Below are 23,493 nucleotides of genomic sequence, written 5' to 3'. Positions count from 1 at the left end.
AAGCTTTAGGGGCGCCTTCAGACCTGTCTCTCCGAAGGGCCGTTGTAGGCGCTCAGCGGCCGGATCAGCGAGTTCGACGCCGACTGCTCCATAATGTGCGCCGTCCAGCCGGTGATCCGCGAGGCCACGAACAGTGGAGTGAAGGTCGGGGTGTCGAAGCCCATTAGGTGGTACGTCGGCCCGGCCGGGTAGTCCAGGTTCGGTTTGATGTTCTTCGCCGCCCCCATCGCTTCCTCAAGACCCGAATACAGCTCGAGCAGGTCAGCGCGCTGATAGTGCGCCGACATCTTCTCCAGCGCGGCCTTCATGGTGGGAACCCGGGAATCGCCGTTCTTGTAGACCCGGTGCCCGAAGCCCATGATCTTCTTCTTCTCGGCCAAGGCCTCCTCCAGCCAGGCTTTCGCCTCGACCCCGGTGGACTGGATCTCCTCGAAGGTGTGCATCACCGCTTCGTTGGCGCCGCCGTGCAGCGGACCCTTCAAAGCGCCGATCGCACCGGTGACCGCGGAATGCAGATCGGCCAGCGTCGAGGTGATCACCCGAGCGGTGAAGGTGGAGGCGTTGAAGGAGTGCTCCGCGTAGAGGATCATCGAGACATTGAAGGCGTCTACTACCTCGGGGGCGGCTTCCTCTCCGAAGGTCATCCAGAGGAAGTTCGCCGAGTACCCCAGATCCTCTCGAGGTTCCACAACGGTCAGGCCGTGCCGGCGTCGCTGGTCATAGGCGACCACGGCGGGCATCGCCGCGAACAGCTCCTGTGCCTTACGCAGCTGAGCTGCGGGGGAGGAGTCCTCCGCCAGCGCATGATTCGCGCCGATCACCGAGGTCGCGGTACGGCAGACGTCCATCGGGTGGCAGCTGGTCGGCAGCAGATCGATAGCGGCTTTGACATTGCTGTCTAGCGCACGGTTCGCCCGTTCCAGGGCCTCGAACTCGGTGAGTTCGGCTTCACTGGGCAACTCGCCATTCCAGAGCAGCAGCGCGACTTCCTCGAAGCTCTTCTGCGCTGCGAGTTCCTGCACCGGGTAACCGCGGTAAAGCAGCGAGTTGGTCTCCGGGTTGACCTTGGACACCGCCGTGTAGTCGACGACGACGCCGGCCAGGCCCTTTTTGATCTCTTGGGTTTCTTCAGCCATAAATATCACTCTCCTTCGAGATTAGGTGGCCTTCGAGGTTGCTGTGGCTCACCAGGTTACTCCTGCGAGCTAGAGCTGGGTGGTGAACTGCTGCGGCGCGGAAAAGTTGAACACCGCAGAATCGAAGTGGTTGTATCCCTCGTAGTCTACGAGTTCGTAGAGCCTGGCGCGCGTTTGCATTTCAGCCACCGCTGGTTGCTGGGTTCCAGCGGCCAGAATGGTGTCCAAGGTGCGCTCAGCGGCGCCCATCGCACTGCGCAGCAGGGTGACCGGGTAGATCACCATATTGATGCCGACGCCGGAGAGCTGCTCAGCGGTGAAGAGCTCGCTCTTGCCGAATTCGGTCATATTCGCCAGGATCGGCACCTCGACTGCCTGCCGGATCGCCTCGAAATCAGCGAGGGTGTGCATCGCCTCCGGGAAGATCGCGTCCGCCCCGGCGTCCACCAGGGCCTTGGCCCGGTTGACAGCGGCCGCGGTGCCTTCCACGGCGGCCACATCGGTGCGGGCCATAATCAGGAAGTTCTCATCCCGCCGGGCGTCGGCGGCGGCCCGGATCCGCTTGAGCGCGGTGTCCAGATCGACCACGGCCTTGCCGTCGAGGTGTCCGCAGCGCTTCGGGTTGATCTGGTCCTCGATATGCAACCCGGCCAGACCGGCGTCCTCGAATTCCTGCACGCTGCGCGCCACGTTCATCGGCTCGCCGAAGCCGGTATCGGCGTCGACGATAGCGGGCAGGTCAGTCATCCGAGCGATCTGCTTGGCCCGCCCGGCCACCTCGGTCAGCGTGGTCAGGCCGATATCGGGCAAGCCCAGATCGGCCGAGAGCACGGCACCGGAGATGTAGACGCCGTCGAAGCCCTTGTCCTGAATGAGCTTGGCGGAGAGCGGGTTGAAGGCGCCGGGGAACTGTTGCAGCTTTCCCGAATTGAGCTTTGCGCGCAGATCGATTCGTTTCTGCGCCGCGGTGGTCTTGGCGTACAGCATTTAGACCAAATCCTTTCGTTTAGAAGAGGCCCTTTGTGGTGCCCGTGATGACAAAGCCGTCTTTAGCCTGGATATTCAGCTGATCCAGCTCGCCAGCCGCCAGTTCGGGCAAACGTTCGACGGCGGCCAGGAAACGGTCCAGCTCGACGGCGTCGACGGCTTCTGCTGCCAGGGTGCGCAGCTTATTGATGTAGTTCTGCCGGGCGAAGGGCCGGGCGCCGAGCGGGTGCGCATCGGCGACGGCGATCTCGTCCATGATCTTGCTGCCGTCGACCAGCTCGATTTCGACTCGGCCGCCGAAGGCCTTCTCTGCCGGGTCCAGCGAGTGGTAGCGCCGGGTCCACTCGGCGTCCTCGGCGGTGGTGATCTTGTTCCACAACTCCACGGTATCGGCGCGCTGAGCGCGTTCCGGGGTGTAGGAGTCAACGTGGTGCCAAGAGCCATCTTGGAGGGCCACCGCGAAGATGTAGGGGATCGAGTGGTCCAGGGTTTCGCGTGAAGCGGTGGGATCGTACTTCTGCGGGTCATTCGCGCCGGAGCCGATCACGTAGTGCGTGTGATGGCTAGTATGCAGCACCGCCGATTTAACGTTCTTCGGATCAACCAGTTCTGGGTGTTCGCCGTGCAGCTTACGGGCCAGATCGATCCAGGCCTGCGCCTGGTACTCCGCGGAGTGCTCCTTGGTGTAGGAGTCCAGGATGGCGCGCTTGGCTTCACCGGATTCTGGCAGCGGCACTTCGTAGGCGGCGTCCGGGCCGTCGAGCAGCCAGGCGATCACGCCGTCCTCGCCTTCGTAGATCGGCTCGGGGGAGGTCTGCCCGCGCATCGTGCGGTCAACCGCCTCGATGGCCATCTTGCCCGCGAAGGCCGGGGCATAGGCCTTCCAGGTGGAGATCTGACCCTTGCGGGACTGCCGGGTGGCGGTGGTGGTGTGCAGCGCCTGGCCGACGGCCTGGAAGATGGTCTCGGCGTCGAGGCCCAGCAGGGTGCCGATGCCCGCAGCAGCCGAGGGGCCGAGATGGGCGACGTGGTCGATCTTGTGCTTGTGCAGGCTGATCGCCTTGACCAGGTCGATCTGGATCTCGTAGCCGGTGGCCAGACCGCGGATCAGCTCTCGGCCGCTTTTGCCGGCGTGCTGGGCGACGGCCAGGATCGGCGGGATATTGTCGCCCGGATGCGAGTACTCGGCGGAGAGGAAGGTGTCGTGGTAGTCCAGTTCACGCACCGCGACGCCATTGGCAAAAGCCGCCCACTCCGGGCTGGACTTCTCTGCTACGCCGAAGAGGCCTGCGCCCTTGCCGTTCTTGGATGGCTGGTGGCTGAGCGCCTGGTCACGGGCGGCCACGATGGGGGCCCGGTTGAGCGAGGCGATGGCAACCGAGGCGTTGTCGATGATCCGGTTGATGATCATCTCGGTGACCTCGGTATCGACTTCGACCGGGTCGACGGCGACCTGAGCGATCTTGTAGGCGAGCTGATCCTCGCGGGCCAGGTTTTCTTCGCTCTTATACACGCGGACGTGGTGATTCTTCACGAGATATACCTTTCCGGCAGCCCTGAAGGCCGCCGCCTTTCTAGGAGTGGGTCTGCTGACGAGACTTGCTGGTGAGTAGGTGAGCTAAGGAGTTATTGAGATGGACGGTGGTGGCTGCGGCGGCCAGCCGGGGGTTCTTAGCCGCGATCGCGGAGCAGATCGCAGCGTGTTCAGCCGCGGTGGCAATCAGTCGTTGCGGGTGTTCCCGGGCCATCCGGCGGGCTCGGGCGAGCAGCGGTCGAAGGTTTTTTAGGGTGCTGACCAGGAAGGGGTTGCCGCACTGTTCGTCCAAAGCGGCGTCGAGATCGGCGGCGAGCCGGTAGTAGTCCTCGGTGGAGTCTCCGGCGGAGAGGGTTTCCCGGGCGCTTTCGAAACGGCCCTGGAGCGCGGCGAAAACCTCGGGCTGACCACGCTCCGCGCAGAGCGTGGCGGCCTTGGTCTCGAGGGTCTCACGGAGTTCGTAGAGTTCACGCACTGTCTCCAGCGAGACGTCGGTGACCACGATGCCGCGGCCGCCTTTCGTCGTGGTGAGACCTTCGGCGGTGAGCCGGGAGAGCGCTTCACGGACCGGGGTGCGGCTCACGCCGAGTCGTTCGGAGAGTTCCACTTCGGCCAAGACTGTGCCCGGAAGCAGCCGCCACTGGACGATGTCCTCGTGGAGCGACTGGTATGCCTTCTCGCTGGCCCGCATAGAATTTATTGTATACACAAATGCTGAATTTATCGATTATTTAAGATAAAAATCCCAGTTTCGTATACATTGCGTTTGCTTAGTACATTGATTCTCGGTACTCCGAGGCGCCTCCGCTTATCACCCGATACTGGAGCCCAGTGAATCGGGGTTTCAGTGGGGTATGCATAGTATGGCCCACCGAACCTGCTGATTCAGTGGGCCATACTGCGCAAGGCCGAGGGATAGAGCGCTCGCTGAGAGCTATCCCTGGCCTGCCGCCCGCTCAGCCAGTCACGGCGAGGGCGTCGATCTCCACCAACATCACCTCATGTGGCAGGTCAACGAAAACGGTGGTCCGGCTCGGCAGTGCGCCGGAGGGCACATTCTGCTGGATGAACTCGCCGTAGACCTCGTTCATCGCCGCGAAGTCCTCGCGTTTGGTCAGGTATACCCGGAACATCAGCACGTCCTCCACAGAAGCGCCGCCCGCGGTCAGAATTGCCTTGACGTTCTCCAGGGTCTGCCGGGTCTGCTCGCGCACATCGCCCTCACCAAGGTATTGATTGCTCTTCGGATCGACCGACCCTTGGCCGGAGACCTGGAACAAGCCACCCTTTTTAATGCCCTGGGAGAAAACGTGGGCCGGAGCCGGGGCGTTCTCGGTGAGTACAACTGTCTTTTCAGTCATGATGCTTTCCTTTCGAAGGGTGGTATCCGAGGTCGTGGGAGATTTTGTCGGTGCTGGCCTTCAGGCCGGGCAGCAGTGCCATCAGCCCTTCAGTGTTCAGCAGCATGGTCGGCACCGAGGTGGATGCAGCGGCGACCACTGCACCGCTGGCATCCCGGATCGGTGCGGCAATGCAGTGCACCAGCGGCTCGTGTTCGCAGTCGTCGTGGGCCCAGCCCTGAGCAGCGACCCGGTCCAGTTCGGCGAGCAGGGCCCGGGGAGAGTCCAAGGTGTTCTCGGTGGCTTTGACGTAGTCGATGTTTGCGGCGATTTCCTCACGGCGTTCCCGGGGGAGATCCGCCAAGAGAACCTTGGAGACCGCGGCGGAATGCAATGCGGCGGTGAGGCCGATCCGGGAGTACATCCGCACTTGATGCCGGGACTCGAATTTATCGATATAGACCACTTCGCCGCCCTCTAAATCCGCGAGGTGAATGGTGTGCCCGGTGACTTCGTTCAAAGCGGTGAGATGGGGGCGGGCGACGCTGCGGATATCGCGCTGCTCAAGAGCTCGACCGGAAAGTTCAAAGAGTTTGGAGCCCAGGCGGTAACGCTGCCCGGCGTCCCGGAAGACGAAACGACGGTCCTCCAGATCATGCAGCAGTCGCATGACGGTGGTCTTGTGCACCGCGGCGCGCGAGGCGAGTTCGTCGAGGGTGGCCGGTTGACGGGCTAATTCTGCGAGCAGATCTAGTCCGCGCAGCAGGCTCTGGCTCATCGAACTGCTTGCCCGGTGAGGGCGGGAGAGTCGATCCCGGTGGCGGAGACCGAGGTAGCCAGCCAATCTGCTTCCTCGCAGTTCAGCAGCGCTTCGAGTTCTGCCGCGGGCGGCAGCGGCCCGCGATCCCCGGGGACGGTCAGCGTGCAAGCGGCGGCCAGATGCCCGCGCCGGAGCTTGGCCCGCTCATCCAGTCCCAGCAGCAAGCCGCTCAAATAACCGGCAGCAAAAGCGTCACCCGCGCCGACTGGCTCCACCAGTTCTACGGCGAGGGCGGGGACTTCCTGCCGCCCGCCACTGCGGCACAGCGAGACGGTGCTGTGCTCACTATTCTTCAGTACCAGGGTCTGCGGGGCGGGTAGGATCTCGCGGAGTTCTTGTTCGTCCCGGCTGCCGAAAGCGGATTCGGCCTCGTCCAAGCCCAGCAGGACGATGTCGGCCCGGTTGGCCAGTTCGCGTAGCACCCGATGGTTTCGGCCCTGCCACAGGCTGGGGCGCCAATTCAGGTCGAAGCTGACGATTCTGCCCTCTCGTGGTGCACTCACCAGTTCCTCGCAGAGTTCCAGACAGCTCCCCGAAAGCGCTGCGGTGATGCCGCTGAAATGAATCAGCCCGACGCTGCGCAGTAGCTCCGAAGCGGCAGGGGAGTCCAGCAGGCTCGGAGACATCGCGGAGGCGGCGGAGCCTCGGCGGTAATACAGCATTTCACTGCCTGAGCCGTCGTCGGCTGGCGCTTTGAGATAGAGGCCGGTGGGCCGCTCCGGGTCGAGCTGCACCCCCGAGACACCGACCTGATGTTCCCTCAGAGTGCGCAAGATGCGGCGGCCGAAGGCATCATCGCCGAGCCTGCTCAGCCAATGGGTCGGCACGCCGAGTGCGGCCAGGCCCATCGCCACATTTGATTCCGCGCCTCCCACGCTGCATTGGAAGAGTTCGGCGGTCTCGAGCGAAGCGAGCGGAGAAGGGCTCAGAACTGCCATGGTTTCTCCCAGGCAGAGTGCTGATTGCATGGATCATTCCTTTGCTTCCCTGGCAGCGAGGGGCTTGACGGGCATTTCCCGACCATGTTAGACATAACACTAATATTTCTGCAACAAGCGTTGCACTATATGCAATTTGATCGAGAGGACTTGAATGAGCGGCTCTGCAATTGATGCCAGCTCGGTGGCAGCGCTCAATCGACGCAAGCTCGATTGGCGTTTCAAAGCCGTCCCCGCTGCTGTCAAGGGCTGCACTCCTCACGATTTTCTCGCCTACGGTCCAGAGCTGAAGGATCTGCAGACTCCGTTGCTCACTCTCGACGGGCAGGCCCTGGAAACCAATCTGGATCGCATGGCCCGCTGGTGCGAGGAGCACGGCGTGCAGTTGGCGCCGCACGGTAAAACTACGATGGCACCGCAGCTCTGGCAGCGACAGCTGGAGCGAGGAGCCTGGGGGATCACTCTGGCGAATCTGGCCCAGCTGCGAGTGGCTGCAGAATTCGGGGTGGCTTCGATGATGCTGGCCAATTCCCTGACCGATCCGCAAGCGATCCGCTGGGTCGCCGAGCAAGGGCGCTCGGGCACCCGGATCGTTTCCTGGGTGGACAATGTGCAGACCGTGGAGCGCATTGAGAAGACACTAGAGAATTCCGAGGCCGTTCTTGATGTACTGGTCGAATTGGGGGGACCAGGCGGACGCACTGGGGCGCGGGGAATAGTACCGGCCCTTGAAGTGTGCAGGTCAGTCGCGGCCTCGGAACGGTTGCGATTGATCGGGGTGAGCGGCTACGAGGGTTCTCTAGCGCATACCGCTGATCAAGCAGCGCTGGAAACGGTACGCGGTTATCTTTCCAGCATGAAGGAACTGCACCTGCGGTTGACCGCTGAAGGGCTCTATGCTGAGGGTCCGGTGATCCTGAGTGCGGGTGGTAGCGCCTACTTCGACGCCGTGGTGGAGGTACTGGCGGACTGCGCCGGCCCCGAAGTTATCGTGCTGCTGCGCAGCGGCGCCTATCTGGTGCACGACGACGGTTTCTACGCCAGGATCTCGCCCTTTTCCCGCTCGGGTGATCAGCCTTTGGTCGCGGGAATGCACGGCTGGGCGCGAGTGGTCTCGCAGCCCGAGCCGGGCTTAGCTATCCTCGATGCAGGTAAGCGGGACCTGCCCTTCGATGAAGGGCTTCCGATACCTCAAGGACTGGCCGATGAGCTCGGTGCTGCATTGCTCCCGCTCGAGGGCGCCCGAATCACCGCGATGAACGATCAGCACTGTTACTTGAGCTTTGACGCCGCCCAGCAGGAAGTGCGAATCGGCCAGGTCATCAGGCTCGGCCTTTCGCACCCCTGCACAGCCTTCGATAAATGGCAGTTGATCCCGGTGCTCGATACTGTGGATTCTGGCAATGTCATCGATCTCATCCACACTTTCTTCTAGGCGGCCATGGAGACCCTACTGAGCAAGGCAACGGTGGTGGACGGCAGCGGCTCACCGCGCCGCCAGGCCGATGTGCTGATCGCTCAGGGGCGGATCCAGCGGATCGCCGAGCCAGGTGCGCTCACGGTTGGGGGAGTCAGTTCAGAAAGCTCCTTTTCGAAAGCCGTTCACGACGTCGGAAACCGGCGAATTGATGCTGAAGGGCTCGTGCTGGCGCCCGGCTTCATCGATATGCACGCGCACTCCGATCTGCATCTGCTCACCGAACCTGACCATTACGCGAAACTCAGTCAGGGCGTTACCACCGAAGTGCTCGGTCAAGACGGTCTTTCCTATGCGCCGGTGGACGAACCGACACTCGACGTGATCCGACAGAAGATCGCCGGATGGAACGGCAATCCGACAGACCTCGATTTCGATTGGCGCAGTGTCGGCGAATACCTGGGTCGGCTCGATCGCTCCCAGATCGCCGGGAACGCCGCTTATCTGGTGCCGCAGGGCACCGTGCGGGCGCTGGTGATGGGATTCGCCGAAGGCGCCCCGGACGCAGCTCAACTGGCCCGGATGCAAGAGGTGATCGCCGAAGCCATGCAACAGGGCGCCGTCGGAATGTCCTCGGGACTGACCTATACCCCTGGCATGTACGCCGACAGCGCGGAACTCACCGCGCTCTGTGAAACGGTGGCCGAGTTGGGCGGTTTCTATGCACCGCACCACCGCTCCTATGGCAAGGGTGCGCTCGCCGCCTACGCCGAGATGATCGAGCTGAGCAAAGCGAGCGGCTGCCCCCTGCACCTTTCGCACGCCACCATGAACTTCGCAGAGAACAAAGGCCGAGCGGGGGAACTGCTGGCCTTGATCGACGAGGCCCTGGAGTGCGGAGCGGATATCACTCTGGACAGCTATCCTTATCTGCCCGGAGCCACCACGCTCTCCGCGCTCCTGCCCAGCTGGGCCTCCTCCGGAAGCCTGGAACAGACTTTGCAGCGGTTGGAAGAGCCAGAGACCCTGGCTCGGATCCGGCAGAGCGTGGAGATTTACGGTTCAGATGGCTGCCACGGAGTGACCGCCGAATGGCACACCATTGAAATCAGCGGAGTGCAGAACCCGGAGCTGTCGGAGTGTGTCGGCAAGACCATCGAACAGCTCTCGGGTGAACAGCGCCGTGAACCCTTTGAGGTTTTCATTGAATTGCTTCGCCGTGATCGGCTGGGCACCGGAATCCTGCAGCATGTGGGGGATGAACCGAATGTCCGGCAGATCATGCAGCACCGGGCGCACACCGGAGGCAGCGACGGCATTCTGACCGGGGCTAAGCCGCACCCCCGTTCCTGGGGCACCTTTCCACGCTATCTGGGACACTACAGCCGAGAGCTCGGACTGCTCAGCCTGGAAGAGATGGTCCATCATCTGAGCGGCCGGCCGGCCGCCAGGCTTCAATTGCATCAGCGAGGGCTGATCAAAGAGGGCTATGCGGCCGATCTGGTGCTCTTCGATGCGGAACAGATCGCCGATCGAGCCAGTTTCGCGCAGCCGCGGCAGCCCGCCGTCGGGATCCACTGGGTTTTCGTCAACGGCCAACCGGCCATCGCGGCGGGGAAACCCACCGGGGCGCGGGCAGGCCGGGCGCTCCGCAGACATGCCACCGATCAAGGAGTCATCGATGTCCGTTGAGACTTTCCTACGGCAACTCGAAAAGGATCGCAGCGTTGCCGTGGTTCGAGCCGCCAAGATTCCCGATGCACCGGCGCTCTGCCACGCGCTGGTGCAAGGCGGCATCGGTAGCGTCGAGCTGACCTTCACCACGCCCGGGGTACTGAAGCTCATTCGGAAAGCCCGTGATGCGGAGGCTGAGCATGGCGCCCTGGTGGGGGCCGGTACCGTGCTCGACGCCGAGCAAGCCCGAGCAGCGATCGACGCCGGGGCTCGGTTTCTGGTCACTCCCGGCTTGCGGGCTGAGGTCGCTGAGGTCGCCCTCGCCGCCGGGGTGCCGATCTCGCTCGGTGCAATGACTCCCAGTGAAGTCGCCCAGGCGGTGGACCTGGGCTCCAGCGTGGTCAAGATCTTCCCGGCCCGGAGCCTGGGCCCGGCGTATCTGAAGGACCTTAGCGGGCCCTTCCCGGAACTCAAGCTCTTCCCTTCGGGAGGGATCGATGCCTCGAATGCGGCCGAGTACCTGGCCGCCGGTGCCTTCGCGGTGGCCTGTGGCACTTCGGTGGTTCCGCCAGAGGTCGTGGCCGCCGGGGACTGGTCGGCCATCGAGACCCTGGCCGCCGCCTTTACCGCAAGCCTTAGCCCCTTCGGCCAAGGGCAGACCGACAAACAACGGGAGATGGAACGATGAACCAGTTTATCGATTGGCTGCACCACGACACTCTGGGACTGCTCCTGCTCGCGGCGGCGGGCATAGCGCTGCTCTTGTTCTTGATCATCAAGGTCAAGGTGGAGCCTTTCATCGCGCTGCTCGGCGTCGGAGTGTTGGTCGCCCTGGCCGGAGGGGTTTCGGTCGAAGCGCTGGTCGGCACCGCGACGAAGAGCAGCGATGCACTGATCGAAAAGGGCTTCGCCGGAATTTTGGGCCACGTCACGGTGATCATTGGCCTGGGCACCGTGCTCGGCGCGATCCTGGAGCGCTCGGGCGGTGCCGAGGTGCTGCTGGGCAGGCTGGTGCGCATCTTTGGTGAAAAAGGTACTCCGCTCGCGATGGGGATCACCGGTTTCATCCTGGGCATCCCAGTTTTCTTCGATATCGGTATTTTTGTGCTGGCGCCACTGGTGTACGTCGCGGCCATCCGGGGCGGCAAGTCCTTAGTGCTCTACGCTTTGCCTTTGCTGGCGGGGCTTTCCGTCACCCACGCCTTCCTGCCGCCGCACCCCGGGCCGGTAGCCGCCGCGGGTGCATTCCACGTGGATCTGGGCTGGATCATCCTGATGGGCCTGGCTTGCGGCATTCCAGCCTGGTTTGTCTCCGGCGTGCTCTGGGGCAAATGGATCGGCCGACGGGTCAACATCGCGGTGCCCGCTGAGCAGGTCATCGAAGAATCAGCGGATGCCGCAAAGGGCCGGGAGCCATCAATCGGTCTGGTGCTGCTGTGTATCGGCCTGCCGATGGTTCTGATTCTCGGGGGAACCTTCGGCAATATCTTCTTACCGGAGAGCGGCTTCCGCTCAGCCCTGCAGTTCTTCGGCAATCCCGCGATCGCGCTGACCGTCGCAGTACTGCTCTCTATGTGGCTGCTGGGCATCCGCCGGGGGATGAGTTCGAAAGAGCTCTCCAACGTCACGGCGGCCTCGCTCCGGCCGGTCGGCATGATCCTCCTCGTGGTGGGCGCGGGAGCTTTCTTCGGTGCGGTGCTGGCGGCTACCGGGGTCGGCAAGGCAGTGGCCGGTTCGCTGGCTCAGGCCGGTTTACCGCTTATCGTCTCTGCCTATGTGATCTCAGCTGGCCTGCGGCTCGCCCAGGGTTCAGCCACCGTGGCCATCGTCACCACGAGCGGAATCCTGGCACCGACCCTGGCCTCCGGTGGCTTCTCTCAGCCGCAGCTCGCGCTCATTGTGATCGCCATCTCAGCCGGCTCGATCATCGCCAGTCACGTCAATGACGGCGGCTTCTGGATCGTTTCCAAGTACTTCAATATGTCGGTCAAGGACACCTTGAAAACCTGGACCGTGCTGGAGACGATCCTTTCCCTGGTCGGCTTCGGCATGGCGGTTCTGATCTATCAGTTCGTCTGATAAATATGGCCTCGATGCCTAAGGAAGTAGTCAGCAAACGCCTCTGCCCAAAACCGTATTTGGTCTTGGGCAGAGGCGTTTGCTGACTAAAAATCACTGCTTAGTTGTGGGTAAAGTAAGCGTTACCCGTTGCTCCAGTGATGGTGTCTTTCTTGTCAATCACCTGAGTACAGGGGGACTTGTAGTGGTACTTGGTGTACGAGATACGGTAGCCGTGAGCGCCCATTTCAATGTAACCAGTGCGTCCAGCGGGCACTGTCCAGCTGTAACCAACTGGGGTTGTTGCTGTCTTTGACAGCGCAATAGACATTCCCGCAGAAGCGCTCACCTTTCCAAAGACAAAGTTGGCATCAGCGCTGACAGTTGTAGAGAGAGTCCCCGTCACCGAAGCGGATTCTCCAGCATCAAATTTGAGTGTGCCACCGCCAGATCCATAAACTCGCTTACTCGGATTGCCGAGATAGACGTCCGAGTGAGTCTCGTCGTAGAAAGTCCCGCCCTCGCACACCATCGGGTGCGCGGTCCCTGGACCCGTCACTGGATCGTCCCCCTGAGGAATTGCATTGGCCGGACCTACCGCGGCTCCCAGAAGAACAACAGTCAGTCCGACAGATGCAATAGCAGTTCGAGCAAATTTCACTATATATTCCTTATCTATTTTTCTTGATTGGTTAGGAAACTGGAGGACTAGGAATGCCGTACACAGAGAGGTAATAATTCGTATCTGCTGGCGTCTCTACTTGGATATAGCTGGGAACTTGGGCAGCATTTTTGGGATCATAAGCTGGCATGATGTAAGTATTTATCGTCGGCCCTCCGCAAGAGCCCCCCATGTTCCTGGAAGTTTGGCAGTTGAAGTATTTCCTGGGGTAACGCTGTAAGCGACTTCTTTGTCGCACACGAGCACGAGCATAATCTTCTGAAACTTTGCAGCATTTTCAAGCTCGAACTTATGCGATCCGCTGCTTTTCTGGTCGATCAGAAGTTGTCCAGTTTTCGACTCTTCACTCCCGAGTCCTGGATGCTTTTTCCAGAAAGTAGCAGCGCTCGAAAGAGGATGAAATACCGAATCACCCGTGGTAGTCGCGGCTGTGGGGTCCGATGGTATTTGACTAGTAGTCACCGTTGGAGCTGAAGAGTTTGAAGAAGGCGCGCTAGGAGTGCTACTGCACCCCGAAACTCCGATAATAGCCACTGCTATTGCTGCCACGAGCCATTTATTCTTTTGCATTTCCTAAATATCTATGAGGGGTCTTTGAACTAGCAATAGCTTTGTTGAAAATGGCAGGTAACTCCCAGAAATGAAGATCACTGCCTCGGTAGTTTCCTGACACCACAGGGGGAATGTTGGTGCGGTGCAGCAATTTGACCGACAGATTTAGCGGCATCAATAACCCCACTCCCTAAAGGTGCCGTAGTGTTCGTTGCCGGTTGCACCACACAAATCTCTTGATGACGGCCGGGAACGCCCAGCTCCACCTGCATGCTCAATAATGCATTATTTATCATGCAAGCGCAAGAGTGAGCGTGCTGAATGTTGGATAGATGGCTAAAAATGATCCAGACGCAGCATGGGCCAACTACATTACCGAGGTAGGACTCCGCCTCAACCAATTCCGAACCGCAGCAGGCCTCAGCCAAGAAAAGGTTGCTAACCAAGTCGGCATTACTCGAAACCACTACCAACTACTCGAAAAGGGCAAGTCATCCCCAACGGCAGTTGCCAACCCGCAGTTACGAACTATTGCTGCACTAGCCGAGGTGCTAGGAGTCGGCATTGGTGACATCATGCCGGATAAGCCGAGAGGTATCACTACGGGAGCCTAGTGCATTGTTTTGTTCGAGGTTTTATTCTTAGATTTTTGTGTGGTTAGCGCTTGCCTTCTTCAGCTCAGCCGTGGATAAATGACGATCATTTCCTGCTTCGCTGGGTTTGGTGGTCCAGGGCTGGTCGGGTTTTTCTTGGATATTTTTGCGCCAGTCCGGCATTTTATCGTTACTTACTTGACTTGTTTCAGCCTGTATCACGGACGTCTTGCGTGATGGGTCAGGTTGCGTTGATCGACTCGGCCCGGACGGCGTCCTCAATTCCAGCTGTATTCGTTCTCCGGGCGCCCCGGGCTGCCGTACCGCGGCGCCCGCCGCACCGATCCCTGATCCGCGAGGTATTCCAGATAGCGTCGGGCGGTGACCCGGGAGATGCCGGTGGCCTCCGTGAGTTGCTGAGCCGAGATCGGCTGCTTCGTGGACTTCAGGAATTCCACCACGACGTGCAGCGTACCGCTGGAAAGTCCTTTGGGCAGGCCTCCGGCCACCGGGGCCCGCAGGGTGGCGAGCGCTTGGTCCACCTGTTGCTGTGAGGGTGCCGTGCCGGTATCGAGTTGCTCACGGAATTGCCGGTAGTTCTCCAGCTTCTCGGCGAAAGCAGCGTAGCTGAAGGGCTTGATCAGATATTGCACAATGCCCACCGAGATCGCACGTCGCACCACCTCCAAGTCACGCACCGCGGTGATTGCGATGATGTCCACTGGTTGACCAGAGGAACGCAGCCGCCGGGCGACGTCCAGCCCATGCAGATCGGGCAGATTCATATCCAACAGCAGCACATCCACCGGATGACCAGCGGCTGAGGCCTCATTGACGAATCGCAGAGTGTTCTGCCCGTCATGGGTCACTCCGGCGAGTTCGAAACCTGCCAGCCGATGCACATAAAAGGCATGAGCCTCCGCCATGATCGGCTCATCGTCAACCACCAGCACCCGAATTGCCTGAGTCTCGCTCATAAGGCAGCTAGGGGTAGCCGGACGGTGAACACGGCCCCCGCCTCACCGGAATCCAAAGAGAGTTCGCCGCCGAGTCGCAGCACTGTCTGACGTACCAGCGCCAGGCCGATCCCACGGCCGGTTTCATCGGCCTCCTTGGTGCTGAAACCTCGCTGGAAGATCATCGAGGCATCGCTCAGTTCCACACCGGGGCCGCTGTCGCTCACTCGGAGCAGTGCCTGGTCGCCTTCACGGCGCAGCTCCAGGGAAACCCAGCGAGCGGCTGCACTACTCGGGGTCAGTGCTGCGGCGTCCATGGCGTTATCCAGCAAGTTCCCCACGATGGTGAGTACGTCATGCGGTGCTACCTGTTCCAGTGAGACGCTTTCGTCCCAAGAGACCCGCAATTCAATGGCCAACTCAGCGGCTTGCGCCAGCTTGCCCATCAGCAGCGCGGCGAGCACGGGTTCCTTCTCGGCGTCTATCACCTCGTCCACCAGGTGCTGACTCAGGCTGAGATCCTCGGTGGCGAAGGCCAGGGCCTGCTCGGTGCGGCCCAACTCCAGCAGAGAAACCACCGTGTGCATCCTATTGGCGTGCTCATGAGTCTGCGCGCGCAGCGCATCGGTGAAAGTCTGAGAGGAACGGAGCTCGTCTCCTAGACGGCGTAGATCGGTATGGTCCTGCAAAGTGGTCACAGTGCCTCCTGTGCGGTGCCCGCCGGGCAAGGTCGCCGGTTCCTGGCTGACTACCAGCAGGCGGTCCGCGGTCAGATGGATCTCGTCGCGGACGCTGCGTCCACTGGCCAGCAGCTCTTTGAGCGAGTCCGGTAATTCCAGGCTCTCCAGGGCGGGTGGCTCTGCTTTTTCGGCCGGGCGAGGAACCCCGAGCAGATCGGCCGCCTGATCGTTGTACATCACCAGTTCACCCCGCTGATCCACCAGCACCAAACCGTCCCGCACCGAGTGCAGCACAGATTCGTAGTAGGAGAACAGCTGGCCGAGGCGTTTCGGCCCCCAGCCCAGAGTGATCCGGCGCAGATAGCGCCCCAGTAACCAGGAGACCAGGCCACCAACCGCGAGCAGCGTGAGTCCTAAGCCGATGATCAGCGGGATCCTGGCATTCAGGGTGATCTCCACCGTGCTCACGGTCACTCCGACGGAGACCATGGCCACCACTTTGCCGGCCGAATCCTTGACTGGCACGATACTGCGCACGGAAGGGCCGAGGACGCCGGCCGCGATTTCGGTGAAGGTGTGCCCGGCGAGCGCCTGATCGACTGAGCCGATGTAAGGTTTGCCGATCTGGCTCGGGTCGGGATGCGTCCAGCGGGTACGATCCGGAGCCATGATGGTGATGAAATCGACCTTGGTGCCGACCAGTACCGCCTCAGCGTAGGGCTGCAAGATCGCCGAGGGGTCGGCGGAGGCGGCGGCTGTTTGCAGCAGCGGCGAATCCGCCAGGGTGGTGGCTATTGCCGTGCTATTCCGCTCGGCCTGAGCATAGGCATGATCCCGCGAATCGAGGAAGGCCAGCAGTACGACGAGGCTGGTGATCACCGTGACGAAGAGTAGGGATCCGAGGAAGAGCTGCCGAGCAATGCTCCAGCCTCGCATAGCTGCCTCCCCGAAAACCTCGGCCGCAAATGGATAATGGCCATGAACAATATGAACGCAATAGTGACCCCAGTCACAATCATAGGCAGGCTGAGAGTTGCGCGATCACCAGCCTAACTGAGGCCGAAGAGAGAAAGGCAAGAGGAAGACATGAGTTCTCAACGTGGAGAATCAACAGCAGCCAAGCCGCAGACGGGGCGGAAACGCGGCTTGGACAAAACCCATTGGCTCTATATCGCGGTTATCGCTGCGGTACTGCTCGGTGTGGTGATCGGACTGATCGGTCAGGCCACCGCGGATCCCAAGACCCCGACCAGCAACTTCGCCACCGCGCTCAAGCCGCTCGGTGATATTTTCGTCGATCTGATTAAGATGCTCATCGCACCTGTGATCTTCTGCACCATCGTGACCGGCATCGGCTCGATCGCCAAGGCGGTGACCATCGGCAAAGTCGGCGGTCTGGCATTGATCTACTTCCTGGTGATGTCCACCTTTGCGCTGGCGATCGGCCTGGTGGTGGGCAACTTCCTGCACCCGGGGGAGGGCCTCAAACTGCAGGCCTATAAACCTTCCGGCAGCGGTGGCACCGGCAATGCGCTCTTCGACTTCCTGATCGAGATCATTCCGCCGGGCATCCCGGTGCTGCCGACCCTCTTCGTGGCGATCCTGGTTGGCTTCGCCGTCCAGCGGATGGGCAAATCCGGGGAGCCGATCCTGCGCGCCGTCAAAGTCGCCCAGGCCCTGGTCTTCCGGATCCTGATGATGGTGATGTGGCTCGCTCCGATCGGAGCCTTCGGCGCCATTGCCGCTGTGGTGGGCGCTACCGGTTTCCAGGCTGTGCAGTCAATGCTTGTACTGATGATCGGCTTCTATCTGACCTGCATCGTCTTCATCGCGGTGGTGCTCGGTGGGGTGCTCTACCTCTTCACTCGGGTGAACATCTTCAAGCTGATGAAGTACCTCGGCCGTGAGTACCTGCTGATCTTCTCCACCTCTTCCTCGGAGGCGGCGTTGCCCCGGTTGATCGCCAAGATGGAGCACCTCGGGGTTTCCAAGCCGGTGGTCGGCGTCACGGTGCCCACCGGTTACTCCTTCAACTTGGATGGCACCGCGATTTACTTGACCATGGCCTCGCTCTTCGTGGCCAATGCCATGGGTGTGCAGATGGACATGGGGGAACAGATCTCCCTGCTGGTCTTCATGATCATCGCCTCCAAGGGTGCCGCCGGCGTGAGCGGGGCCGGCTTGGCCACCCTGGCTGCCGGGCTGCAGGCACACCGGCCGGACTTGCTGAACGGCGTCGGTGTGATCGTCGGCATCGACAGGTTCATGTCAGAAGCTCGGGCGCTGACTAACTTCACCGGAAATGCCGTGGCCACCGTGCTGATGGGTACCTGGGTGAAGGAGATCGATCGGCCTAAGGTGGATCGGGTACTCAGCGGAGCAGAGCCCTTCGATGAAGCCACCATGAACACCGATGATCACTTCGAGCAACCGGCCAAGGAACCCACGGCTGTGTGACTCCTCACACTTTGCGTCGCGGCATTGCCCAGCACTTTTAAATTAAGTAAGGATAGTCTTACCTAACTTAGAAGGCGAAGGTTTCCCCGTGCCAGGTTCATCCGCGCATCAGAGCACTCTCGATCCGACCGAAGCTAGTACCTCTTACCGCGTCGCTGCGGAAGAGGTGGACGTCACCGACCACCTCTTCCAGCAGCGCACCAGTTCTGGATATCTCTCCAGCGTGATCCAAGCAGCGACCATGGTCGCGGAGAAGATCGCGCAGACCGACAGGCCCTTTACCGGGCGTTCCCCACGACAGGTCCAAGAGGTGGTGGACCGGGTGGATCTCGACCAGCCGTTGCACAGTCTGGAACCGGCCCTGGAGGAACTCAAGGACACCTATCTGCGCGATGCCGTGTATTTCCACCCCCCGCGCTATGCAGCTCATCTGAATTGCCCCGTGGTGATCCCGGCGCTCGCCGGAGAGACGGTGCTGAGTGCGCTGAACTCCTCGATGGACACTTGGGATCAAAGTGCCGGGGCAACCCTGATAGAACGCAAGTTAATCGACTGGACCGCCGCCCGGCTGGGCCTCGGTGAGCAGTCGGACGGCGTCTTCACCTCAGGGGGTAGCCAGTCGAACCAGCAAGCTTTGCTGATGGCACGGAACCACGCGGTCGCCGGAGTTCGCGAGAAGTACGACGCCGGTCTGCCGGGTTTTGAAGGTGAAGCGCCGCGCCTGCCGCTGATCCTGGATAGATTCCGAATCTTCGCCTCAGAGCTGGCGCATTTCTCAGTGCAGAAATCCGCCTCCATGCTGGGCCTGGGCTACGACTCGGTGGTTCCGATCAAGGTGGACGCCGAGCAGCGGCTGGATCTCGCGGCGCTGCGCCAAGCGCTCGCCGAGTGCGAGGCCGCAGGCTTGCAAGCGATGGCAGTGGTGGGCACCGCGGGTACCACCGATTTCGGTTCGATCGACCCTTTGCCGGGGATTGCCGAACTCGCTGAGCACTACGATGCGTGGTTCCACGTCGACGCCGCCTATGGCGGTGGTCTGATCACTTCGGTGAAGCACCGTGACTGTTTATCCGGTATCGAACTGGCAGATTCGATCACCGTGGATTACCACAAAACTTTCTTCCAGCCGGTGTCCTCCTCCGCGGTTCTGGTGCGAAGCCGGGAGTCCCTCTCCTATGTCACCTACTACGCCGACTATCTCAACCCGGCTTCTGCTGCTCGGGCAGAGATCCCGAACCAGGTGGATAAATCAATTCAGACCACCAGGCGCTTCGATGCGCTCAAGCTCTGGTTGACCCTGCGAGTGCTGGGTGCCGAGGGGGTGGGGGCGATGATTGACCGGATCGTGGAGCTGAGCCATCAGGTCTACCGCCTGCTGCAGGACGACCCGGAATTCGAAGTCGTCGCCGAACCCGCGCTGAGCACCCTGGTCTTCCGCTACCTGCCCCGCCCCGAAGGTCCGTCCAGCTCTTCACCGGCTGCCTTCTGGAGCGGATCCCAGCTCGACCGGCTCAATCAGCAGATCCGGGCCAGGCTCTTCGCCTCCGGCGAGGCGGTGGTGGCTGGCACCGTCTTCAAGGGGGCTGCCTATCTGAAATTCACCCTGCTCAACCCTGAGGCATCGGCAGCGGATCTGCGCGCTGTCATTGAATTGCTCCGCGGCCACGGCAGGACCTTGAGCCATGCCGCGAGCCTCAACTCGTCCACCGAACCGAGCGCTTCCCCCACCGATTCCGCTCCCGTCTCGAAAGAATCCTGAACCGTGACTACTTCTGCTTCCGGAACCGCGTCCGAAGCCCCCGTTGTGTACGACTTGCTCGGCATCGGCGTCGGGCCTTTCAACCTCGGCCTCGCCGCGCTCACCGAACCCATCGCCGAACTGAGGACGGTGTTCTTGGAACGCTCCACCGGTTTCGACTGGCACCCCGGCATGATGCTCTCCGAAGCGCATCTGCAAGTGCCTTTTATGGCCGATCTGGTGACGATGGCCGATCCGACGTCGCCGTATTCGTTCCTGAACTACCTCAAGAACGCAGGGCGGCTCTACCCCTTCTACATCCGGGAGAACTTCTACCCGCTGCGGGCGGAGTACAACAAGTACTGTCAGTGGGTGGCTGCCCAATTGCCCAGTGTGCGATTCAGCAGCGAAGTGACCGCGGTGGATTATGCCCAGGGGCGCTACACCGTCCAGGTCACGGGGCCTGATGGGCCGCAGCTCTTGCAGGCTCGCAAGCTCGTCCTCGGGACCGGATCGGTGCCCTTCCTACCGGCCGCGCTGCGGGCGTTGAACTCAGAGCTCGCGGAGCACGACGTCGCGCTTCCCGGCGCGCTGGCACTGCACAACGCCGACTATCTGAACCGCAAGGCCGAACTGCAGAAACTGAGTTCGATCACCGTGGTGGGCTCCGGGCAAAGCGCCGCCGAAGTGTACTTCGACTTGCTCAGCGAGCAGCCCGCGCATGGTTATCAGCTCAACTGGGTGACTCGCTCGCCCCGTTTCTTCCCGCTGGAGTACACCAAGCTGACTCTGGAGATGACCAGCCCTGAATATGTGGACTACTTCCACGCGCTGCCACTGAGCGAACGGGACCGACTCGGCGCCGAGCAGAAGGGTCTCTACAAAGGCATCGATGCCGAACTGATCAACGCGATCTACGATCTGCTCTACCAGCGTTCACTGGATGGCCCGGTGCGCACCCGGTTGATCACGAATTCCTCGGTCGAGGCAGTGCAGGCAGCGAGCTCGGAGCAGGCTGGCTTCCGGGTGCGGCTCCGGCAGATCGAACAGCAGAGCGACCTCGAACTGGAGACCGCGGGACTGGTCTTCGCCACCGGCTATTGCTACCGTGAGCCGGAATTCCTCTCGGGGGTGCGGGAGCGGATCAACTTCGACGAGGAAGGTCGTTTCGAGGTGGACCGCTGGTACTCGATCTCCGCCGAGCCCGGCGAGATCTTCGTGCAGAATGCCGAACTGCACAGCCACGGTTTTGCCGCTCCGGATCTGGGCATGGGCGCTTACCGTAACTCTTGCATTATTCGGGAAGTGCTGGGCTGGGAATACTACGCCGTGGAGCGGCGGATCGCCTTCCAGGAGTTCGGCGCCGTTGATCAGCCTTCCGCCTTCACCCAGAACACTCCGGCCAGAATGGCAGCAGAGAACGCCCGATCAACCAGGACTTCACTAGCAGAGGTGGCCCGATGAACGCCCCCAAGCCAGAGACCGTTTTGGATCGAGTGCCAGTTGCGGAGGAGACTCGGCCGAACGCGCTGCGCTTTAGCCTACGACGCTTCAGCCCCGAGCACGACGCCGAGCTATTGCACTCCTGGGTGTCCCAGGAGCGCGCGCGGTTCTGGGGAATGCTCGGTCACAGCGTTGAGCAGGTGCGTGAGGCCTACCGGCAGATCGACGAGTCCTCGACCCATCATGCCTACCTGGGCTTTGTCGACGATCGTCCGGCGTTCCTGCTCGAACGCTACGATCCAGCCAGCGATCCGGTGGGCAAGGCCTATCCGGTGCAGCGGGGCGATCTCGGCATGCACTTCCTGGTCGCCCCCGCAGAGGGGCTGGTCAGGCCGGGTTTCACTACCGAGGTGCTGCACTTCATCATGGCCAATACCTTCAGCGACCCAGCGGTGCGCCGCGTAGTCGTGGAACCCGATGTGCGCAATGAAAAAGTTCAGGCTCTCAACGCTAAAGTCGGCTTCGTCAAGCAGGCTATGATCCCGCTGCCCGATAAAAAGGCCTGGCTGAATTTCTGTACCCGGCAGAACTTCGCCGCCTCTCGGGCCGCACAGGCACTCTCGGGCAAGACCTCACCCGGGCTGACCGAGAGCGCAGAGATGCTCGCCGATTACCTCACTCCGGAGCGCTGGCAGCGCGCCAACCGCCATCTGGTGCGCAAAGCCATCGCGGAGTTCTCCCATGAACGGATCCTGCTCCCGGTGCACCACGGGGAACACTACGAGCTCAGCTCGCCCTCCGGGCAGCAGTACCGGTTCAAGGCCCGCCGAATGCGGCTTGAGCACTGGTCGATCGTGGAATCCAGCCTGCAAAGGTTCAATGCCGAGGGTGCCGAGTTGCCGCTCGATGCTCTGGAATTCATCACCGATTTCGCCGAGACGCTCGGCATCAATCCGGTTCAATTGCCGATTTATCTGGAAGAACTCAGCAGCACGCTCACCTCGCACGCCTTCAAACAAGCGCGCTCCACACTCAGCGCGGCTCAGCTCGCGGCAGCCGATGGACCGGCGGCCTTCCAGAACATCGAGCGTTCGATGACCGAAGGGCACCCTTGCTTCGTCGCCAATAACGGCAGGCACGGTTTCGGGGGCAGCGATTTCCTGGCCTTCTCCCCGGAGGCTGGCTCCGCCGTCCAACTGGTCTGGGTGGCCGTGGCGCGCAGCCACGCGGTGTTCTCGGTCTCTGCCGGGCTCAGCTACCAGGAATTGATGGAAGCCGAGTTCAGTGAGGTGCAGCGGCTCGGGTTCGAGCAGAAGCTGCTCTCGCTGGGTCTCAGCCCGCAGGACTATTTCCTGATGCCTGCGCATCCCTGGCAGTGGGAGAACAAGCTGCAGAGCACCTTCGCCGCCGAAATTGCCCAGCAGCGTATCGTCTTCCTGGGACGGAGTGAGGACGAGTACCAGGCGCAGCAGTCGATCCGGACCTTCTTCAACACGTCCAAGCCCGAGCGCAGCTACCTGAAGACAGCCATCTCAGTGCTCAATATGGGTTTCATGCGCGGGCTCTCGCCGGAATACATGGTGGACACCCCGGCGATCAACGACTGGCTGCACGAGCTGGTGGCCAAGGACCAGACGCTGCAATCACGGGGGCTGGTGATCCTGCGGGAGATCGCCGCTATCGGCTATCACAATCGCTATCTGGAAGCTGCCGCGCCGGCGAGCTCGGCTTACCGGAAGATGTTCTCAGCCCTCTGGCGGGAGAGCCCGCTGTCGCAGCTCGGATCGGGGGAGACCCTCGCCACCATGGCTTCCTTACTGCATCTCGATGCGCGAGGTGAGAGCCTGGTCGGGGCTTATATCCGGCGCGCAGCGGTACGCCCGGAAGAGTGGCTGCAAGCTTATTTGCGTGCTTATCTTCAGCCTTTGGTGCACTGCTTGGTCTGCTACGAGCTGGCCTTTATGCCGCACGGCGAGAACGTCATCCTGGTGCTCAAAGACGGGCTGCCGGTGAGGGCGATTATGAAGGACATCGCCGAGGAGATCTCGTTGCTCGATGACTCTCTTGAGGTACCTGAAGCGGTTAATCGGATCAAGCATCAGATTCCGCTGACGGAGCGCCCACTAGCCATCTTCACCGATGTCTTCGACTGCTTCTTCCGCTTCCTCGCCGAGATCTTCGACCGTGAAGGGTTGCTCAGTGAGCAGGCCTTTTGGGCTCAGGTGGCGGAATCGCTGAGAAGCTACCGGAAGGAGATCCTGCTGGAGCGGCCGGAGTTGCTCACGGCTTTCGAGCGCTATGACTTCTTCATCGAGGAGTTCGACTTCTCCTGCCTGAACCGCTTGCAGCTGAGGAATAATCAGCAGATGCTCGATCTGACGGACCCTTCAGGAGGCTTGCAGTTCTCCGGGAAGATGGCGAATCCGCTGCTGTGAGCCGGTGGCGATCCAGGCCGCAGAAAGCCTAACCTTCGACCTTTACTGGAGCT

Annotated in this window: 19 protein-coding genes; 9 read left to right on the top strand and 10 right to left on the bottom strand. The window is 61.4% G+C overall.

Annotation, left to right across the window (positions count from 1 at the left end; genetic code table 11):
• Nucleotides 1–17: 17 nt before the first annotated feature.
• From ABDK06_RS11995 to ABDK06_RS11965, 7 genes are all read right to left on the bottom strand, one after another.
• Nucleotides 18–1,136, bottom strand: coding sequence for a bifunctional 2-methylcitrate synthase/citrate synthase (locus tag ABDK06_RS11995; protein ID WP_394941262.1), 1,119 nt, complete (start codon nucleotides 1,134–1,136; stop codon nucleotides 18–20).
• 69 nt (nucleotides 1,137–1,205) lie between these two features.
• Entirely contained in the window at nucleotides 1,206–2,123 is a 918-nt protein-coding gene (prpB, locus tag ABDK06_RS11990) for a methylisocitrate lyase (RefSeq protein WP_394941260.1), read from the bottom strand.
• A 19-nt stretch (nucleotides 2,124–2,142) separates the two neighbouring features.
• Nucleotides 2,143–3,657, bottom strand: coding sequence for an MmgE/PrpD family protein (locus ABDK06_RS11985; protein ID WP_394941258.1), 1,515 nt, complete (start codon nucleotides 3,655–3,657; stop codon nucleotides 2,143–2,145).
• A 40-nt stretch (nucleotides 3,658–3,697) separates the two neighbouring features.
• The gene (locus tag ABDK06_RS11980) at nucleotides 3,698–4,348 is read right to left on the bottom strand and encodes a GntR family transcriptional regulator (RefSeq protein WP_394941256.1); all 651 of its coding nucleotides are present in this window, start codon (nucleotides 4,346–4,348) and stop codon (nucleotides 3,698–3,700) included.
• A gap of 265 nt (nucleotides 4,349–4,613) precedes the next feature.
• A complete protein-coding gene (locus tag ABDK06_RS11975; RefSeq protein ID WP_394941254.1) occupies nucleotides 4,614–5,018 on the bottom strand; it encodes a RidA family protein in 405 nt (134 codons plus the stop codon).
• Nucleotides 5,011–5,775, bottom strand: a complete 765-nt coding sequence (locus ABDK06_RS11970; RefSeq protein ID WP_394941252.1) for an IclR family transcriptional regulator — start codon at nucleotides 5,773–5,775, stop codon at nucleotides 5,011–5,013. The genes ABDK06_RS11975 and ABDK06_RS11970 overlap by 8 nt, the downstream gene beginning before the upstream one ends.
• Nucleotides 5,772–6,785, bottom strand: a complete 1,014-nt coding sequence (locus ABDK06_RS11965; protein ID WP_394941251.1) for a sugar kinase — start codon at nucleotides 6,783–6,785, stop codon at nucleotides 5,772–5,774. Before ABDK06_RS11965 ends, ABDK06_RS11970 begins: the two co-directional genes overlap by 4 nt.
• A 124-nt stretch (nucleotides 6,786–6,909) precedes the next feature.
• On the opposite strand from ABDK06_RS11965, the gene ABDK06_RS11960 reads away from it, so the two are divergent.
• Genes ABDK06_RS11960 through ABDK06_RS11945 form a run of 4 tightly spaced genes read left to right on the top strand, consistent with a single transcriptional unit; the run spans nucleotide 6,910 to nucleotide 11,925 of the window.
• Nucleotides 6,910–8,190: an alanine racemase gene (locus ABDK06_RS11960; RefSeq protein ID WP_394941250.1), complete on the top strand. Its 1,281-nt coding sequence runs from the start codon at nucleotides 6,910–6,912 to the stop codon at nucleotides 8,188–8,190.
• 6 nt (nucleotides 8,191–8,196) lie between these two features.
• Entirely contained in the window at nucleotides 8,197–9,864 is a 1,668-nt protein-coding gene (locus ABDK06_RS11955; RefSeq protein WP_394941249.1) for an N-acyl-D-amino-acid deacylase family protein, read from the top strand.
• Nucleotides 9,854–10,534, top strand: coding sequence for a bifunctional 4-hydroxy-2-oxoglutarate aldolase/2-dehydro-3-deoxy-phosphogluconate aldolase (locus ABDK06_RS11950; RefSeq protein WP_394941248.1), 681 nt, complete (start codon nucleotides 9,854–9,856; stop codon nucleotides 10,532–10,534). The genes ABDK06_RS11955 and ABDK06_RS11950 overlap by 11 nt, the downstream gene beginning before the upstream one ends.
• The gene (locus ABDK06_RS11945) at nucleotides 10,531–11,925 is read left to right on the top strand and encodes a GntP family permease (RefSeq protein WP_394941247.1); all 1,395 of its coding nucleotides are present in this window, start codon (nucleotides 10,531–10,533) and stop codon (nucleotides 11,923–11,925) included. Before ABDK06_RS11950 ends, ABDK06_RS11945 begins: the two co-directional genes overlap by 4 nt.
• Before the next feature lie 100 nt (nucleotides 11,926–12,025).
• On the opposite strand, the gene ABDK06_RS11940 is transcribed toward ABDK06_RS11945, so the two are convergent.
• Complete coding sequence (locus ABDK06_RS11940) at nucleotides 12,026–12,565, bottom strand: hypothetical protein (protein WP_394941246.1); 540 nt, start codon at nucleotides 12,563–12,565, stop codon at nucleotides 12,026–12,028.
• A 905-nt stretch (nucleotides 12,566–13,470) separates the two neighbouring features.
• On the opposite strand from ABDK06_RS11940, the gene ABDK06_RS11935 reads away from it, so the two are divergent.
• Nucleotides 13,471–13,752, top strand: a complete 282-nt coding sequence (locus ABDK06_RS11935; RefSeq protein WP_394941245.1) for a helix-turn-helix domain-containing protein — start codon at nucleotides 13,471–13,473, stop codon at nucleotides 13,750–13,752.
• A 257-nt stretch (nucleotides 13,753–14,009) separates the two neighbouring features.
• On the opposite strand, the gene ABDK06_RS11930 is transcribed toward ABDK06_RS11935, so the two are convergent.
• Nucleotides 14,010–14,708, bottom strand: coding sequence for a response regulator (locus ABDK06_RS11930; RefSeq protein ID WP_394941244.1), 699 nt, complete (start codon nucleotides 14,706–14,708; stop codon nucleotides 14,010–14,012).
• Nucleotides 14,705–16,303 (bottom strand): sensor histidine kinase, encoded by a 1,599-nt coding sequence (locus ABDK06_RS11925; RefSeq protein WP_394941243.1) that lies wholly within the window; start codon nucleotides 16,301–16,303, stop codon nucleotides 14,705–14,707. The genes ABDK06_RS11930 and ABDK06_RS11925 overlap by 4 nt, the downstream gene beginning before the upstream one ends.
• Before the next feature lie 150 nt (nucleotides 16,304–16,453).
• Here ABDK06_RS11925 and ABDK06_RS11920 point away from each other — a divergent pair, with 150 nt between their 5' ends.
• From ABDK06_RS11920 to ABDK06_RS11905, 4 genes are all read left to right on the top strand, one after another.
• Nucleotides 16,454–17,824 carry a cation:dicarboxylate symporter family transporter gene (locus tag ABDK06_RS11920; protein WP_394941242.1) on the top strand — a complete coding sequence of 457 codons (1,371 nt, stop codon included), beginning with the start codon at nucleotides 16,454–16,456 and terminating at the stop codon, nucleotides 17,822–17,824.
• An 88-nt stretch (nucleotides 17,825–17,912) separates the two neighbouring features.
• The gene (locus tag ABDK06_RS11915; protein WP_394941241.1) at nucleotides 17,913–19,583 is read left to right on the top strand and encodes a pyridoxal phosphate-dependent decarboxylase family protein; all 1,671 of its coding nucleotides are present in this window, start codon (nucleotides 17,913–17,915) and stop codon (nucleotides 19,581–19,583) included.
• 3 nt (nucleotides 19,584–19,586) lie between these two features.
• Entirely contained in the window at nucleotides 19,587–21,026 is a 1,440-nt protein-coding gene (locus ABDK06_RS11910) for a lysine N(6)-hydroxylase/L-ornithine N(5)-oxygenase family protein (RefSeq protein WP_394941240.1), read from the top strand.
• A complete protein-coding gene (locus ABDK06_RS11905; RefSeq protein WP_394941239.1) occupies nucleotides 21,023–23,440 on the top strand; it encodes a GNAT family N-acetyltransferase in 2,418 nt (805 codons plus the stop codon). The genes ABDK06_RS11910 and ABDK06_RS11905 overlap by 4 nt, the downstream gene beginning before the upstream one ends.
• Nucleotides 23,441–23,493: the final 53 nt, after the last annotated feature.

Source organism: Psychromicrobium ferritrahens, assembly GCF_043789415.1.
GTDB lineage: Bacteria > Actinomycetota > Actinomycetes > Actinomycetales > Micrococcaceae > Renibacterium.
This window is presented reverse-complemented; position numbering and strand designations above follow the sequence as displayed.

Bases quoted from the DNA above. Each gene is read 5' to 3' on its own strand.
- prpB (WP_394941260.1), bottom strand. From the start codon at position 2,123: ATGCTGTACGCCAAGACCACCGCGGCGCAGAAACGAATCGATCTGCGC.
- ABDK06_RS11995 (WP_394941262.1), bottom strand. From the start codon at position 1,136: ATGGCTGAAGAAACCCAAGAGATCAAAAAGGGCCTGGCCGGCGTCGTC.
- ABDK06_RS11950 (WP_394941248.1), top strand. From the start codon at position 9,854: ATGTCCGTTGAGACTTTCCTACGGCAACTCGAAAAGGATCGCAGCGTT.
- ABDK06_RS11905 (WP_394941239.1), top strand. From the start codon at position 21,023: ATGAACGCCCCCAAGCCAGAGACCGTTTTGGATCGAGTGCCAGTTGCG.
- ABDK06_RS11980 (WP_394941256.1), bottom strand. From the start codon at position 4,348: ATGCGGGCCAGCGAGAAGGCATACCAGTCGCTCCACGAGGACATCGTC.
- ABDK06_RS11945 (WP_394941247.1), top strand. From the start codon at position 10,531: ATGAACCAGTTTATCGATTGGCTGCACCACGACACTCTGGGACTGCTC.
- ABDK06_RS11925 (WP_394941243.1), bottom strand. From the start codon at position 16,303: ATGCGAGGCTGGAGCATTGCTCGGCAGCTCTTCCTCGGATCCCTACTC.
- ABDK06_RS11960 (WP_394941250.1), top strand. From the start codon at position 6,910: ATGAGCGGCTCTGCAATTGATGCCAGCTCGGTGGCAGCGCTCAATCGA.
- ABDK06_RS11970 (WP_394941252.1), bottom strand. From the start codon at position 5,775: ATGAGCCAGAGCCTGCTGCGCGGACTAGATCTGCTCGCAGAATTAGCC.
- ABDK06_RS11920 (WP_394941242.1), top strand. From the start codon at position 16,454: ATGAGTTCTCAACGTGGAGAATCAACAGCAGCCAAGCCGCAGACGGGG.
- ABDK06_RS11955 (WP_394941249.1), top strand. From the start codon at position 8,197: ATGGAGACCCTACTGAGCAAGGCAACGGTGGTGGACGGCAGCGGCTCA.
- ABDK06_RS11935 (WP_394941245.1), top strand. From the start codon at position 13,471: ATGGCTAAAAATGATCCAGACGCAGCATGGGCCAACTACATTACCGAG.
- ABDK06_RS11930 (WP_394941244.1), bottom strand. From the start codon at position 14,708: ATGAGCGAGACTCAGGCAATTCGGGTGCTGGTGGTTGACGATGAGCCG.
- ABDK06_RS11965 (WP_394941251.1), bottom strand. From the start codon at position 6,785: ATGCAATCAGCACTCTGCCTGGGAGAAACCATGGCAGTTCTGAGCCCT.
- ABDK06_RS11975 (WP_394941254.1), bottom strand. From the start codon at position 5,018: ATGACTGAAAAGACAGTTGTACTCACCGAGAACGCCCCGGCTCCGGCC.